The organism is Geodermatophilus sp. SYSU D00879 (genome assembly GCF_054050375.1).
On sequence record NZ_JBJGZF010000017.1, the window covers coordinates 44,264 to 58,410 of the forward strand.

Below are 14,147 nucleotides of genomic sequence, written 5' to 3' on the forward strand. Positions count from 1 at the left end.
CGTCCGCCTTGCGCGCGCGAGAGGCGCTCAGCCGGCGCGCAGCGTCGGGTAGTCGGTGTAGCCCTCGGCGCCGGACGCGTAGAACAGGTGCGACCGGATCTCGTTCTCCGGGTGCTCGCCGGCCCAGCGCTCGACCAGGTCGGGGTTGGCGATGACCGCCCGGCCCACGGCGACGACGTCGGCGTGCGCGGCCTCGATGAGCGCGAGCGCCTCCTCGCGGGTGGTGACCGAGCCGAAGCCGCTGTTGGCCATCAGGTGGCCGCCGAACCGGCTGCGCAGCTCCTGGACCAGGTCGCCGGCCGGCTCGCGGTGCAGCACGGAGAGGTAGGCCAGGCCCAGCGGGCGCAGCTGGTCGACCAGCGTGCCGTAGGTGGCGCGCACGTCCTCGCGGTCGGTCTCGAGGGCGTCCTGGATGTCGTGCTCCGGCGAGATGCGCAGCCCCACGCGGCCCGCGCCGATCGCCTCGGCGACCGCGGTGACGACCTCGACGACCAGGCGGGCGCGGTTCTCCGGGGAGCCGCCGTACTCGTCGTCGCGGACGTTGGACGCCGGCGAGAGGAACTCGTGCAGCAGGTAGCCGTTGGCGCCGTGGATCTCCACGCCGTCCAGGCCTGCCTCGACGGCGCGCTCGGCGGCGCGGACGAAGTCGCGGACGACCTCGTGGACCTCGTCGGTGGTCAGCGCGTGCGGCACCGGGTAGGGCTGCTTGCCCTTCTCGGTGTGCCCCTCGCCCTGGATGGCGATGGCGCTGGGGGCGACGACGCGGCGGCCGCCGTTGACGTCGGGGTGGGTCACGCGGCCGCCGTGCATCACCTGCACGACGATCCGGCCGCCGCGGGCGTGCACGGCGTCGGCGACGCGGCGCCAGCCGGCCACCTGCTCGTCGGTGACGATGCCGGGCTGGCCGACGAACGCCTGACCCTCGTGGGTCGGGTAGGTGCCCTCGGTGACGATGAGGCCGATGCCGGCGCGCTGCTCGTAGTGCTCGACGACGAGGTCGCCGGGGACGCCGGCCTTGCCGGAGCGCATGCGGGTCAGGGGCGCCATGGCGACGCGGTTGGCGAGCTCGAGGTCGCCGAGCTTCACGGGAGAGAACAGGTCCACGGGGATTCCGACACCACCCGGCGCCGGGCCATTCCGGGATGCGGGCGGCGTCACAGGCGGCACGATGACCCGGTGACGCTCCTGTCCGACGCCGTCGCGGGCTGGTCCCCGGGGCCGCTGACCGACTCCGCGCTGGTCGCGCCCGGACCCGCGGCCGCGTTCGCCGCCGTCCTCGACCGCCCCGCCCCGCCCCTGGCCGACGGCGACCCGCTGCCACCGGGCTGGCACTGGTTCACCTTCCTCGACCGGCCGGCCACCGCCGACCTCGGCGACGACGGCCACCCCCGCGCCGGGCACTTCCTCCCGCCGCTGCCGCACCGGCGCCGGATGATCGCCGGCGGGCGGATGGAGATCACCGCGCCGCTGCGGGTGGGCGCCGTGGTCGAGCGGACGTCGTCGCTGGCCCGGTGCGAGGTCAAGGCCGGCCGCAGCGGGGAGATCCTCCTGGTCACCGTGCGCAGCGAGTACCGGGCGGGCGGCGCGCTGCTGGTCACCGAGGAGCAGGACGTCGTCTACCGCTCCCAGGAGGCCGGCTCGTCCCCCGCCCCGGCGGGCGCCGGGTCCCCCGCGGACGTCGGCGACCACGGGGTCGAGGTGCTGCCCGACCCGCCGCTGCTGTTCCGGTTCAGCGCCCTGACCTACAACGCGCACCGCATCCACTACGACCAGCCCTACGTGACGCGGGTCGAGGGCCACCCGGGCCTCGTGGTGCACGGGCCGCTGCTCGCCCTGCTGCTGCTCGAGGTCCCGCGCCGGCACACCCCGGACCGGTCCGTCACGTCGTTCGGCCACCGGCTGACCCGGCCGGCGTACGCGGGCACGCCGGTGCGGGCGACCGGCCGGCTGGACGGCGACCGGTTCGCGCTCACCGCGGCGGCGGCGGGGCAGCCGGCGTCGGTCACGGGGAGCGCGGTGCTCTCAGGGGCCGCCCCGTGCTGAGCCCGGAGGAGCGCGACGTCGTCGCCACCGTGCGCGCCTTCGTCGACCGCGAGGTCCGGCCGGTGGCCCGCGAGCTCGAGCACGCGGACACCTACCCCGAGGCGCTGATCGAGCGGATGAAGGAGCTCGGCGTCTTCGGCCTGGCGATCCCGGAGCCGTGGGGCGAGGCGCCGGTGTCCATGCCCTGCTACGCCCTCGTCACCGCGGAGCTCGCGCGCGGGTGGATGTCGCTGGCCGGGGCGATGGGCGGGCACACCGTCGTCGCCAAGCTGCTGCTGGCGTTCGGGACGCGGGAGCAGCAGGACCGCTGGCTGCCGCGGATGGCGACCGGCGAGGTGCGCGCGACGATGGCGCTCACCGAGCCCGGCGGCGGGTCGGACCTGCAGGCGATGCGGACCGTCGCGCGGCGGGACGGGGAGGGCTGGGTCGTCGACGGCGCGAAGACGTGGATCACCAACGCGCGCCGGTCCCAGCTGGTGGCGCTGCTGTGCAAGACCGACCCGCAGGCGCAGCCGCGGCACCGCGGGGTGTCGGTGCTGCTGGTCGAGCACGGGCCCGGGCTGACCGTCTCGCGGGACCTGCCCAAGCTCGGCTACAAGGGCGTGGAGAGCTGCGAGCTGTCCTTCGACGGGTACCGGGCGCCGGCCGACGCCGTCCTCGGCGGGGTGGAGGGCCGCGGGTTCGCGCAGATGATGACCGGGCTGGAGACCGGCCGGATCCAGGTCGCGGCGCGGGCGCTCGGCGTCGGGCAGGCCGCCTTCGACGACGCGCTGCGCTACGCCCAGGAGCGGGAGAGCTTCGGCAAGCCGATCTGGCGGCACCAGGCGGTGGGCAACCTGCTCGCCGACATGGCCACCTCGCTCACCGCCGCCCGGCAGCTGGTGCTGTACGCGGCGGAGCGGCACGAGTCGGGACAGCGGTCGGACATGGTGGCCGGGATGGCCAAGCTGTTCGCCTCCGAGACGGCGATGGAGGTCGCGCTGGACGCCATCCGGGTGCACGGCGGGCACGGCTACTCCACCGAGTTCGACGTCGAGCGCTACTTCCGCGACGCCCCGCTGATGATCGTCGGCGAGGGCACCAACGAGATCCAGCGCGACGTCATCGTCCGCCAGCTCGTCGCCCGCGGCGGCCTGGACTGAGCCGGGGCGTTCCCGCGGGAACGCGGCGGCCCGTCCTCCCCGGCAGGCGGACGGGACGGCCTTACGGTCCCGGCATGGACCTCGACACCTTCTGGACCGTCATCGAGCGGAGCCGGCCCGAGCCCGGGTCCGACGACCCGGTCGCCCACCAGGAGGAGGCCCTCACCGAGGAGCTGTCCGCGCGCGGCACCGAGGACGTCGTCGCCTTCGCGCGGCACCTGCACGACCAGGTCGAGCGGGCGAACGAGTGGCGGGTGTGGGCCGCCGGGTACCTCGCCGCCGGCGGCATGAGCGACGACGCCTTCCTCGACTTCCGCGTCTGGCTGGTCGCCCAGGGCAAAGACGCGTTCGAGCGGGTCCTCGCCGACCCCGACGCCCTGGCCGAGCTGGAGTGGGACGAGGACGGCGAGGTCTTCAGCGCGGCCGAGTCGCTGGCCTACCTGCCGGCCGAGGTGCTCGAGGAGGCCGGCATCGACACCGAGGACCTCGACGAGGACCTGGCCGTCGGCTCCTCCGACGACCCCCGCGGCGAGCCCTTCCCCGAGGACGACGACGCCTGGTTCCCGGCGAACCTCCCCCGGCTGTCGGCCCGCGTGTCCGGCGACTGACGCGGCCCGCGTTCCGTAGAACGCCGGGCAGGATCGGCGACGAGAGCGCGTCCAGGGCGGTCCCGGCTCCGGCCGGGGCCGCCCTGGACGGGAATCCGGGCGGGATCCCGCGTGGTCAGGCGGCCGCGCGGCGCCGGGTCACGACGGCGCCGGCGACCAGGCCGGCCACGACCCATCCGGTGAGCACCAGCACCGGCTGCGTCTGCGCGTGGCCCTGCGCCAGGGCCAGCACCGCCTGGGCCGGGTCCAGCCACGACCCGACCTGCGGCTCGAACGCCCGCACCAGCGGCAGGACGCCGAGGACGACCAGGTAGAACGAGGTGAGTGACGCCGGGGTGTTGGCCAGCGCGGCCCCGAGACCGGCCCCGGTCACCGCGAACGCCACTCCGGCGGCCACGACCACGCCCAGCGCGCGGCCGGCACCGTCCCACGAGGCGCCGTCGACCAGGACCGCCAGGACGCCCGCGGTCAGCGCCGCGGACAGCGCGGCCAGGGCCGCGCCGAGCAGCGCGACGGCGGCCGCCTTGGTGGCCAGCACCCGGCCGCGGCGGGGGACCAGCAGGTAGGTGGTCTGCACCGTCCGGTGGCTCCACTCCCCCGCAGTCGACAGCACGCCCAGCGCCACCAGCACCAGGCCGGCGAGCATGCCCATCACGCCGATCGGCCCGGTGACCGAGGCGAGGGCCTCGTCGCTCGCCGCCGCGACGACCGCGGTGGCGGCCGGCGCCAGGAGCGCCGCGGCCACGGCGAGCGAGCGGCCCGAGCGGGTGGACAGGGACTTGCGGACCTCGACCCCCACCAGCGTGGCGGTGGACGGCGCTCCGGAGCGGACCGCCGAGCGGGTCGCGGCGGGTGCGGGCAGGACGGTGGTCATGGCGGTCTCCAGGGAGGGGGGAGGTCAGGAGGTGGTGGTGAGCTGGAAGAACAGGTCCTCGATGCCGCGGCGCACCGGGCGCAGGTCGGTGAGCACGTGGCCGCCGGCCGCGGCGACCGCGCCCACCTGGCCGGGCTCGGCGCCGGGCACGACGAGCGCGCCGCCGGAGCCGTGTTGCACGTGGAACCCCGCGGCTTCCAGTCCCCGGGCCAGCGCGGCGGGATCGGCGGCCTGCACGGCCGTCCCCTCGGTGCCGAGCAGGTCGCTCACCGGCCCGTCGGCGACGATCCGGCCGGCGCCGATCACCAGCAGCCGGTCGACGGTCGACCCGACCTCGCCGAGCAGGTGCGAGGACAGCAGGACCGTGCCGCCACGGGCCGCGTGGCCACGCAGCAGGTCGCGCATCCAGCGGATGCCCTCCGGGTCCAGCCCGTTGGCCGGCTCGTCGAACACCAGCACCGGGGGATCGGCCAGCAGCGCGCCGGCGATCCCCAGCCGCTGCCGCATGCCCAGCGAGTAGCCGCCGATCCGGCGCCGGGCGGCAGCCGTGAGCCCGACGAGCTCGAGGACCTCGTCGACCCGCGCCACGGGCACCCCGACGACCGCGGCCAGCAGCCTCAGGTGCACCCGGCCGGTGCGCCCCGGGTGGACGGCCGAGGCGTCGAGCAGCGTCCCGACGACGGCGGCCGGGTTGGCCAGGTCGGCGTAGACGCGGCCGTCCACCCGGCTCGTGCCCGCGGTGGCCGGCACGAGGCCGGTCATCATCCGCATCGTCGTGGTCTTGCCGGCGCCGTTGGGCCCGAGGAACCCGGTCACGGTGCCGGGCTCGAGCGTGAAGGACACGTCCTCGACGACGGTCCGGGAGCCGTACTGCTTGGTCAGTCCGCTGACCTCGATCATCGCTGCCTCCGGGGAGTCGCTGCTGTCGACGACGAACCTGCCGGGCCGGGCCCGCTCCCCGCGTCGGCCGGAGGCAGCCGATCGGGGTCCACGGACGGCGCGGCCGTGTCATCCGAAAGGTGATCCGGTCCGCGCCGGACGGGCGACCCGCCGGCGCACCGGCCGGACATACGCTCCGCCCCGTGGGGATCCGGGAGCGCGTCTGGCCCGGCCTCCGCGCGCGCAGCGTCGGGTTCGAGGCGCTGGTCGCGCTGGCGAGCGCGGCCACCGTGACGGTCGGCGTCGTCACCCCGGAGGCCCGCCTGGCGCCGGACGCCGTCCTCGTCGCCGGCGGCGTGCTGCTGGTGCTGACCCTGTTCCTCTTCCGGCGGTCGGCGCCCGTGGTGCCCTTCGTCGTCAGCGCCGCCCTCACGGCGCTGGTCCCGGCGCTGTCGGTCGGCCTGCTGCTCACCGCCTACGCGGTGGGCCGCTACGACGGCCGGTGGCCGGCGCGCATCGTCGCCGGCGTGCTCGGGGCGGTCGCGCTCGTCCAACCCTGGACCATCGGCACCGCGAACGAGGCGGTGGGCGCCCTCGGCGGCGTGGCCCTCGCCCTGGTGCTGCCCGCGGCGCTCGGGATCTGGCAGCGGACCCGCGCCCAGCTGCTCGCGGCCCTGCGCGAGCGGGCGGTGCGGGCCGAGGCCGAGCGGGAGCGGCTGGCACACGACGCCGTCGTGACCGAGCGGACGCGGATCGCGCGGGAGATGCACGACGCCGTCGGGCACCGGGTGAGCCTCATGGTGCTGCAGGCCGGCGCCATCGAGGTGGCCGCCGGCGACCGGCCGCGGGTGGAGCAGCTGGCCGGGCAGGTGCAGACCGCCGGGCGGCAGGCACTGGAGGAGCTGCGTCAGATGGTCGGGGTGCTGCGGGCCGGGGAGCTCGACGAGGCCGCGCCGCTGGGTCCCCAGCCGGAGCTGGCCGACCTGCCGAGGCTGGTGGGGTCCGCGCGCGAGGCCGGGATGACCGTCGCCTGGACCGGCCCGGCGGAGGGGGCCGCACCGGTCGACCCCGTCGTCGGCCGGGCGGCGTACCGCATCGTGCAGGAGGCCCTGACCAACGCGGGCAGGCACGCCCCCGGCGCGCCGGTCCGGGTGACCGTGGAGCGGCGGCCCGGTGAGCTGCACGTGCGGGTCGTCAACGGCCCGCCCGCCCGCACCCCGGACGCCGTCCCCGGGGGCGGCTTCGGCCTCGTCGGCGTGGCCGAGCGGGTGCGCACGCTGGGTGGGCGGCTGACCGCGGAACCGCGGCTGGACGGCGGTTTCGGCGTCGAGGCGGTGCTGCCCACGTGAGCGGGGACGGGCGCCGGATCCGGGTGCTGCTGGTCGACGACGAGGAGCTGGTCCGCTTCGGCCTGCGCACCGTGCTGGAGGCGGCCGGCGACGTGGAGGTCGTCGGCGAGGCCGGCGACGGCGCGGCCGGGGTGGCCGCCGCGCGGGAGCTGCGGCCCGACGTCGTGCTCACCGACGTCCGCATGCCCGGGATGGACGGGCTGGCCGCCACCCGCGCGATCCTCGCCCTGCCCGACCCGCCGCAGGTCGCCGTCCTGACCACCTTCCACGTCGACGAGTACGTGTACGCGGCGCTGGCCGCGGGCGCGGCCGGGTTCCTGCTCAAGGACACGCCGCCGCGCGAGATCGCCGCCGCCGTCCGGGCGGTGGCCGACGGGACGGCGACGCTCTCCCCCGCCGTGACCGCCGGCCTGATCGCCTCCTACGTGGACAGCCGGGCGACCCCGCGCCGGGCCGAGGCGCTGCAGCGGGTGGCCACGCTGTCGGACCGCGAGCGCGAGGTGCTCACCCTGCTCGGCAGCGGCGGCTCCAACGCCGAGCTGGCCGGCCGGCTGTTCGTCAGCGAGGCCACCGTGAAGACCTACGTCTCCCGGCTGCTCACCAAGCTGGACCTCGCCAACCGCACGCAGGCCGCGATCCTCGCCCACGAGGCCGGCCTGCTCGAGGGCTGACCGGCCCCGCTCAGCGGGAGAGCAGGCGCCGGGTCTGGCGGGCCCGGGCGACCAGCGAGCCGTCGACGGCGCGGAGCTCGGCGTCGTCGACCGCGACGTCGGCGTCGGCCCAGGTGGTGACCTGGTCGATCCGCACCCACGCGCCGGTCTCCGGCGGCGGGCCGGCCAGGTGCGCGGTGAGCTCGACGGTCGGCATCACCGCCGGCGTGGTGCGGACGGCGAACAGCGCCGGCGGCAGCGCGTCGAGCAGCACGCCGAGCTGGACCAGCGGCTCGAGGTCGCCGTCGATGCGGACCCAGGCCGACAGCCGCGGCTCGGGCCCGCCGGCCAGCGGCCGGGACGCCCCCAGCGCGCGGATCTCCGTGTGGTCGGCGATCGGCACGAACTCCCGCGGCAGCCGGAACGGCACGCCCTCGCGCACGGTCGGCCCGGGCGCCGGTGGCGTGCTCTCGGAGACCGGGGAGGCGGGGCGGGCCAGCGTGAGCACCTGGGCGACGGCGAGCACCCGGCCCTGCTGGCTCATCGTGGCCCGCACGCTGCCGGTCGTCCCCGCGCGGTCGGGGACGGCGTCGACCGCCGTCTCCACGCCCGGCTCGACCCCGGCGAGCAGGTGGGCGGTGACCGCACGGGGCGCGGCGCCGGTGCGGGCCGCGGCGGCGGCCATCAGGTGCCCGGCCACCAGGCCGCCCTGCACGTGCGTGAACGACCGCCAGGACGGGTCGAAGACGAGCGGCGACGCCTCGAGAGCGATGGCGGTCACGGGTCCCTCCTCCCGTCCCGGTTGGACTGTCCAACCGGGACGGGAGGACCGTACACCCGTCGGTACGGATGTCAAACCGACGTGTCGGCGTCCTCCAGTGCGAAGGAGCCGGTGGCCACCTCGCCGGTGCGCCGATGGGCGGCCATCACCGCGCCGGTCGAGGTGGTCGTCGAGCTGACCAGCTCCCAGGTGCGCGGCGCGGCGCCGCCCTCGAACAACCGCTTGCCCGTGCCGAGGACCACCGGGAAGACGATGGTGCGCAGTTCGTCGACCAGGTCCTCGGCCAGCAGCGTCTGCACCAGCCCGATCGAGCCGTGCACCTGCAGCTCGCCGCCGTCGGTGGCCTTGAGCTCCCGGACGGCGGCCGGCACGTCGGCACCGAGCAGCCGGGCGGTGGACCACTCCAGCGAGGTCAGGGTCCGCGACGCGACGTGCTTGGTCTTGGTCTGCAGCGCCTGGGCCACCGGGTCGCCGGTGGCGTCCACGTGCGGCCAGTGCGCGGCGAAGATCTCGTACGTCGTCCGGCCCAGCAGGAAGTCCTCGGCCGGACGGAACCAGGCGTCCATCTGCTCCCCCATCGCCTCGTCGGCGAACGGCACCAGCCAGCCGCCGTAGGGGAAGCCGCCGGACGGGTCCTCCTGCGGCCCGCCGGGGGCCTGGGCGACGCCGTCGAGGGTCAGGAACGTGGTGACGGTGAGCGGGCGCATCGGTCTCTCCTCCGGGGGGGTGCGGTCGCAGGTGCAGACGGCGGGCGGCGCCGGGACTCATCGGTCCGGGTGAGCCCCGTCGGGCCCACTCCAGTTGTGCACCACCGGTGTCGATGGGAGGAGGTCACCCGTTCCGGACGAGGAGCACCCGATGGCCCGACAGCGCACCGACGCCGAGCAGCAGATCGCCGACCTGCTGCGGACGGCACGCACGTCGCTGCACATGAGCGTGGCGTTCCTCAGCCGCATGGACGGCACCACCCAGCACCTGGAGGTGGTCGACACCCGGGTGCCGCTGCTCGTGCGGGAGAAGGCGAAGGTCGCCCAGGACACCTCGTTCTGCCAGGCGATCCTCGACGGGAAGCTGCCCGCCGTCATCGACGACGTGACGCGCCACCCCCTGGCGATGTCCCTGCCCTCGGCGCGGATCCCCCGCATCCGCAGCTACGTCTCGACGCCGGTCACGCTCTCCGACGGCAGCCTCTACGGCACCTTCTGCGCCTTCGGCCTCACCTCGGACAAGGAACTCACCCGCCGCGACGAGGCGCTGATGGAGGTCCTCGCGTCGGCGGCGTCGGTGATCATCGAGCCCGAGGTCCGCGAGCAGCAGCGCCGCGACGACATCGACGGCCGGCTCGACCCGCTGGTCGCCGCGGGCGGCCCGAGCGTGGTCCTGCAGCCGATCGTCGACCTGGTCACCGGCGTCCGCGTCGGCGCCGAGGCGCTCAGCCGCTTCCCGCGCGAGTGGGCCAAGGGCCCCGACGTCGTCTTCGAGGAGGCGCACAGCGTCGGCCGCGGCCCCGAGGTGGAGCTGCTCGCCCTCCGGGGCGCGGCCGCCCACCTGGACCGGGTCGGCGGCTACGTGGCGATGAACGTGTCCCCGCAGACCCTGCTCACCCCGGCGTGCGCCACGCTGCTGCGCGAGCTGCCGCTCGACCGCGTCCTGCTCGAGCTCTCCGAGCACGACCCGGTCGAGGACTACGACGCGCTCACCAGGGCGCTGGTGCCCTTCCGCGCGGCCGGCATGCGGCTGGCCATCGACGACGTCGGCGCCGGCTTCTCCTCGCTCCGGCACATCGTGGTGACCGGCCCCGACGTCATCAAGGTGGACCGCAGCATCGTCAGCGGCCTGGACACCGACCCGGTGCTGTCCACGCTGGTCGGGTCGCTGGTGACCTTCGGCCACGGCTGCGGCGTGACGGTGGTCGCCGAGGGCATCGAGACGGCGGAGGAGGCCTCCCGGCTGCGCGACCTCGGCGTCGACCTCGGCCAGGGCTGGTACTACGGCCGCCCCGGCCCGCCGGAGGCGCTGTCCCCCGTGACGCCGCCGGTGGCCCTGCCCGCCGCCTGACGCCGGGGCGCCGGCCGGCGCAGCAGGTAGACGACGTGGTCGGGAGGGTCGACCGGGTTGTCCGGCGTCAGCGGCCCCTCGGCCACCCGGGTGAACCCGGCCCGCTCCAGCGCCCGCCAGGACGCGACGTTGCCGGCGGCCACCGGCACCAGGACGGCGTCGGCCTCCGGGTACGCCGCCCAGCTCTCCGCCACGAACGCGGCGATCATCGCCGTGCCCGCTCCCCCGCCGCGGACGCCGGGCTCCCCGACGAGGTAGTCGATCGACAGCGCCCGCGGCGGCAGGTCCACCACCGGCGCGAGCTCCTCGACGTACTCGGGGAAGTCGGCGATCCGGTACCGCTGCACGAGCCCGAACGGCCGCCCGCCGGCCAGCGCCAGCAGCACCTCGCCGGGGTCGGTGCCGTCGATGCTCGGACCGAAGTCGGCCTCCAGCGCCTCGGGCGTCGTCTCGTGCGCCCACCAGCGGGCCACCAGTGGCTCCTCGAGCCAGCGGCCCACCAGCGGCAGGTCCGCGCGGGTCGGCGGGCGGAACGTCACCGGCCCGTCGAGCACCCGGTCACGCTAGCCCGGCTCTCCTACGCCAGGACCGGCCGCGCGTGCCACCCGGGCCCACCCGACGGGGGGAGGCGCCCTCGAGGACCGGCCCGGACGCGCCGATGCAGAGGAGGTCAGCAGCCACCCCGAGGAGATCCGGTGCACGCACCCCGACGGCCGTCCGCGGCCGGGACCCCCGACCGGCCGGCCGGCCCCCGTGGCGCCCGGTCCGGTGCCACCGTGTCCGTGACGCCCACCGCCCTCGACGGCCTGGCCCGCGCGGCCGTGCAGGCGACGGCGGCCCTCGTGCTCGTCTGCGACGGCGACGGGCGGGTCCTGCTCGCCAACCCCGCCCTCGAGCGCTTCACCGGCCGCCGCGCCGCCGAGCTGGTCGGCGTCCCCTTCTGGCAGGTGGTGACCCTCCCCGAGGAGGTCGAGCTGGCCCGCGCCGCGCTGGCGATGGTCCTGTCCGGCCGGCCGGCGATCCCCGGCGAGGTCGACTGGCGCACCGGCGACGGCCGGCAGCGCCGCGTCGAGCTGCAGACCAGCGTGCTGACCCGCGACGACGGCACCCCCTGCGCCGTCGCCTTCATCGGCATCGACGTCACCGCGCACCGCGAGCGGGAGGCGCAGGTGCGGCGGCAGGCGGTCACCGACCCGCTGACCGGCCTGGCCAACCGCAGTGCCCTGTTCGCCGTGCTCGCCGCCCGCCTGGACGTCGAGACCGGCGACGGGTGCAGCCTGGTCTTCTGCGACCTCGACGGCTTCAAGGCGGTCAACGACCGCTTCGGGCACGCAGCCGGCGACCGGCTGCTGGCCGCCGTCGCGGGGCGGCTGCGCGCGCTGGCCGGCCCGGACGACGTCGTGGCGCGCCTCGGCGGCGACGAGTTCGTGGTCGTCTCCCGCGGCGTCGACCCCGACGCGGCCGCCGACCGGGCGCGCCGGATCGAGGCCGCGGTGCGGGAGCCGTTCGACGTCGCCGAGGGCGAGGTGCGGGTGGGCGTGAGCACCGGGACGGCGACCGGCGGGCCCGGCGACGACCCGGACAGCGTCATGAACCGCGCCGACATGGCCATGTACGGCGTGAAGAGCCTCCGCCGCGGCCGGCGCTGACCCCCCGGGCGGGGAACACCCCGTCCCGCCGCCGCGCTGCCGTCGGCATGCCCAGGACCTGGTTCATCACCGGCGCGTCCCGCGGCTTCGGCCGCGAGTGGGCGATCGCCGCCCTCGAACGCGGCGACACCGTGGCCGCCACCGCCCGCGACACCGCCACCCTCGACGACCTCGTCGAGCGCTTCGGCGACGCCGTCCTGCCGCTGCGGCTCGACGTCACCGACCGCGAGGCCGACGTCGCCGCGGTGCAGCAGGCCGCCGATCGGTTCGGGCGCCTCGACGTCGTCGTCAACAACGCCGGCTACGGCCAGTTCGGGATGGTCGAGGAGGTCTCCGAGGCCGAGGCCCGCGCGCAGTTCGAGACCAACCTGTTCGGCGCGCTCTGGATCACCCAGGCCGCGCTGCCGGTCATGCGGGCGCAGGGCTCCGGCCACGTGCTGCAGGTGTCCTCGATCGGCGGCATCAGCGCCTTCCCGAACGTCGGCATCTACAACGCCTCCAAGTGGGCGCTCGAGGCGTTCAGCCAGTCGCTGGCCGCGGAGGTCGCCGGTTTCGGGATCCGGGTGACGATCATCGAGCCGGGCGCCTACGGCACCGACTGGGGCGGCTCCTCGGCGAGGCACGCGACCCCGGACGCCGCCTACGACGCCTTCCGCGAGCAGGCCGCCGAGCAGCGGAGGGCCCGCGCCGGCAACCCCGGCGACCCGCGAGCCACCCGCGACGCCGTGCTGCGCATCGTCGACGCCGACGAGCCGCCGCTGCGCGTCTTCCTCGGCGACGGCCCGCTGGCGATCGCCACCCGCGACTACGAGTCCCGGCTGGCCGAGTGGCGGCGGTGGGAGCCGCTGTCGGTCGCCGCGCACGGCCGGCGCGACTGACTGCCCCGGCCGGGGACGGGCCGCCCGTCCCCGGCCGGGCCTAGGGTCCGCGGCGTGCCGACCGCGACCGCCGACGACGTCCTCGCGTACCGCGTCACCACCCAGCAGCTCGACCGCGACGCCGGCACGCCCGCCGGCACCGCCGTCCTCGACCTCGGCGTCCAGGACACCGGGCCCGACGGCGGGCTGTGGGCGCTGGCGATCCGCGGCGTCGTGCCGGACGACGGCGAGCTGGCCACCGCGTGGACGCTGCGCGGCGCCCCGCACCTGTACCGCCGCGCCGACCTGCCCGCCGTCGCCGCGGCCACCGCGCCGTTCTCCGAGGCCGACGCCGCGAAGCGGGTCTTCGACGCCGCGAAGCCGCTCGAGGCCGCGGGCATCCCGGTGCTCACCGCGCTGGACACCATCGCCGGGCGGATGCGGGAGATCGTCACCGTGCCGACGGTCAAGGGCGAGATGTCGCGGCGGCTGTCGGACGCGCTGGCGGACGCCCATGGGCCCGGCCCGTACAACCGGTGGTGCCGCCCGTGCGACGCGGTGCACCTCTACGAGCAGCCGTTCCGCCTGGCCGCCCTGCGCGCCGGGCTGGAGCTGCAGCCGGGCACCTCGCCGCCGGTGCTGCAGCCGGTGCCCGGGTTCGCGCCCGCCGGCAGCGTCCCCCGCCGGCTCGACGTCGTCCGCGCGTACCTGCACCTGCTCGGCCCGGCCACCCCGCAGCACGTCGCCGGCTACCTCGACGGGGCGGTGAGGGACGTCAGGGCGCGCTGGCCCGAGGACGCCGTGGAGGTGGAGGTCGACGGGCAGCGGCGGTGGGTGCTGGCCGACGACGCCGGCCGGCTGGGCGCCGGCGCGCCCCGGGGGGTCCGCCTGCTCGGCCCGTTCGACCTCCTCCTGCAGGGCCGAGACCGGGAGACGCTGGTGCCCGACGCCGGCCGCCGCAAGGCCGTGTGGCCGGTGCTCGGCCGGCCGGGCGCGGTGCTCGCCGACGGCGCGCTCGCAGGGCTGTGGCGGCCGCGCAAGGCCGGGCCGGCGCTGACCGTCGCCGTCGAGCCGTGGGCGCCGTTCTCCCCCGCCGTCCGGGCCGCCGTGGAGGAGCAGGCCGAGCGGCTGGCCGCGTTCCGCGGCGTCCGCCTGAAGGCGGTCACGCTCGCCTGAGTCCGCCTCTCGCGCGCTGCCGGCCCTCGTGCAGGGGCCCGCCGCGAGCCTGCGAGCGGTGGGGGCAGGAGGGTCCTTCCT

The 14,147-nt window shown here is 76.5% G+C and carries 15 protein-coding genes; 9 read left to right on the plus strand and 6 right to left on the minus strand.

Annotated features, from left to right (window positions below; genetic code table 11):
- Positions 1-27: 27 nt before the first annotated feature.
- Complete coding sequence (locus tag ACI79B_RS19025) at positions 28-1,104, minus strand: alkene reductase (RefSeq protein ID WP_456929726.1); 1,077 nt, start codon at positions 1,102-1,104, stop codon at positions 28-30.
- A gap of 72 nt (positions 1,105-1,176) precedes the next feature.
- Here ACI79B_RS19025 and ACI79B_RS19030 point away from each other — a divergent pair, with 72 nt between their 5' ends.
- The 3 genes from ACI79B_RS19030 to ACI79B_RS19040 all read left to right on the plus strand — a co-directional run bounded on the left by ACI79B_RS19030 (position 1,177) and on the right by ACI79B_RS19040 (position 3,793).
- Entirely contained in the window at positions 1,177-2,043 is an 867-nt protein-coding gene (locus tag ACI79B_RS19030) for a hypothetical protein (RefSeq protein WP_456929727.1), read from the plus strand.
- Positions 2,037-3,185 (plus strand): acyl-CoA dehydrogenase family protein, encoded by a 1,149-nt coding sequence (locus tag ACI79B_RS19035; RefSeq protein ID WP_456929728.1) that lies wholly within the window; start codon positions 2,037-2,039, stop codon positions 3,183-3,185. Before ACI79B_RS19030 ends, ACI79B_RS19035 begins: the two co-directional genes overlap by 7 nt.
- A 74-nt stretch (positions 3,186-3,259) precedes the next feature.
- Positions 3,260-3,793: a DUF4240 domain-containing protein gene (locus ACI79B_RS19040; protein ID WP_456929729.1), complete on the plus strand. Its 534-nt coding sequence runs from the start codon at positions 3,260-3,262 to the stop codon at positions 3,791-3,793.
- Between the two features lie 115 nt (positions 3,794-3,908).
- On the opposite strand, the gene ACI79B_RS19045 is transcribed toward ACI79B_RS19040, so the two are convergent.
- Together ACI79B_RS19045 and ACI79B_RS19050 are read right to left on the minus strand one after the other, a co-directional pair.
- The gene (locus tag ACI79B_RS19045) at positions 3,909-4,667 is read right to left on the minus strand and encodes a hypothetical protein (RefSeq protein WP_456929730.1); all 759 of its coding nucleotides are present in this window, start codon (positions 4,665-4,667) and stop codon (positions 3,909-3,911) included.
- A 24-nt stretch (positions 4,668-4,691) separates the two neighbouring features.
- Positions 4,692-5,567 carry an ABC transporter ATP-binding protein gene (locus tag ACI79B_RS19050; protein ID WP_456929731.1) on the minus strand — a complete coding sequence of 292 codons (876 nt, stop codon included), beginning with the start codon at positions 5,565-5,567 and terminating at the stop codon, positions 4,692-4,694.
- A gap of 182 nt (positions 5,568-5,749) precedes the next feature.
- Between ACI79B_RS19050 and ACI79B_RS19055 the strand changes: the two genes are divergently transcribed.
- Positions 5,750-6,895: a sensor histidine kinase gene (locus ACI79B_RS19055; protein ID WP_456929732.1), complete on the plus strand. Its 1,146-nt coding sequence runs from the start codon at positions 5,750-5,752 to the stop codon at positions 6,893-6,895.
- The gene (locus tag ACI79B_RS19060; RefSeq protein ID WP_456929733.1) at positions 6,892-7,566 is read left to right on the plus strand and encodes a response regulator transcription factor; all 675 of its coding nucleotides are present in this window, start codon (positions 6,892-6,894) and stop codon (positions 7,564-7,566) included. The genes ACI79B_RS19055 and ACI79B_RS19060 overlap by 4 nt, the downstream gene beginning before the upstream one ends.
- A gap of 10 nt (positions 7,567-7,576) precedes the next feature.
- Here the strand turns inward: ACI79B_RS19060 and ACI79B_RS19065 are convergent, their stop codons facing one another.
- Both ACI79B_RS19065 and ACI79B_RS19070 read right to left on the minus strand, forming a co-directional pair.
- Positions 7,577-8,326: a thioesterase family protein gene (locus ACI79B_RS19065; protein WP_456929734.1), complete on the minus strand. Its 750-nt coding sequence runs from the start codon at positions 8,324-8,326 to the stop codon at positions 7,577-7,579.
- A gap of 71 nt (positions 8,327-8,397) precedes the next feature.
- Entirely contained in the window at positions 8,398-9,033 is a 636-nt protein-coding gene (locus ACI79B_RS19070) for a dihydrofolate reductase family protein (RefSeq protein ID WP_456929735.1), read from the minus strand.
- Between the two features lie 151 nt (positions 9,034-9,184).
- Here ACI79B_RS19070 and ACI79B_RS19075 point away from each other — a divergent pair, with 151 nt between their 5' ends.
- Positions 9,185-10,384 (plus strand): EAL domain-containing protein, encoded by a 1,200-nt coding sequence (locus tag ACI79B_RS19075; RefSeq protein ID WP_456929736.1) that lies wholly within the window; start codon positions 9,185-9,187, stop codon positions 10,382-10,384.
- On the opposite strand, the gene ACI79B_RS19080 is transcribed toward ACI79B_RS19075, so the two are convergent.
- Positions 10,315-10,938 carry a GNAT family N-acetyltransferase gene (locus ACI79B_RS19080; protein WP_456929737.1) on the minus strand — a complete coding sequence of 208 codons (624 nt, stop codon included), beginning with the start codon at positions 10,936-10,938 and terminating at the stop codon, positions 10,315-10,317. The genes ACI79B_RS19075 and ACI79B_RS19080 overlap by 70 nt on opposite strands.
- A gap of 228 nt (positions 10,939-11,166) precedes the next feature.
- On the opposite strand from ACI79B_RS19080, the gene ACI79B_RS19085 reads away from it, so the two are divergent.
- From ACI79B_RS19085 to ACI79B_RS19095, 3 genes are read left to right on the plus strand one after another with little or no spacing between them, the layout of a single operon-like run.
- Positions 11,167-12,033, plus strand: coding sequence for a diguanylate cyclase domain-containing protein (locus tag ACI79B_RS19085; RefSeq protein WP_456929738.1), 867 nt, complete (start codon positions 11,167-11,169; stop codon positions 12,031-12,033).
- A 47-nt stretch (positions 12,034-12,080) separates the two neighbouring features.
- The gene (locus ACI79B_RS19090; protein ID WP_456929739.1) at positions 12,081-12,911 is read left to right on the plus strand and encodes an SDR family oxidoreductase; all 831 of its coding nucleotides are present in this window, start codon (positions 12,081-12,083) and stop codon (positions 12,909-12,911) included.
- 54 nt (positions 12,912-12,965) lie between these two features.
- A complete protein-coding gene (locus ACI79B_RS19095; RefSeq protein WP_456929740.1) occupies positions 12,966-14,066 on the plus strand; it encodes a winged helix DNA-binding domain-containing protein in 1,101 nt (366 codons plus the stop codon).
- The last annotated feature ends 81 nt before the right edge of the window (positions 14,067-14,147 follow it).